Source organism: Aquirufa echingensis, assembly GCF_042714525.1.
In the GTDB taxonomy this organism is placed as follows: domain Bacteria; phylum Bacteroidota; class Bacteroidia; order Cytophagales; family Spirosomataceae; genus Aquirufa; species Aquirufa echingensis.
Genome location: NZ_JBBKYA010000010.1, coordinates 1 through 319, shown reverse-complemented (window position 1 = coordinate 319; position 319 = coordinate 1). Strand labels below are relative to the sequence as shown.

The 319-nt window shown below is 50.5% G+C and carries 1 rRNA gene; it reads left to right on the top strand.

Annotated elements, in window-relative coordinates:
* Positions 1-319 (top strand): 23S ribosomal RNA (locus tag SKC38_RS12450); the annotation flags it as partial.

Below are 319 nucleotides of genomic sequence, written 5' to 3'. Positions count from 1 at the left end.
ATAACTGATAAGTAACCCGTACCGTAAACCGACACAGGTGGTCGAGAAGAATATTCTAAGGCGCTCGAGTGAATCACGGCTAAGGAACTCGGCAAATTAACCCTGTAACTTCGGGATAAAGGGAGCCTCGAGCAATCGAGGCCGCAGAGAAATGGCCCAGGCGACTGTTTAACAAAAACACATGGCTTTGCTAAATCGAAAGATGACGTATAAGGCCTGACACCTGCCCGGTGCTGGAAGGTTAAGGGGGGATGTTAGCCGCAAGGCGAAGCATTGAACTGAAGCCCCAGTAAACGGCGGCCGTAACTATAACGGTCCT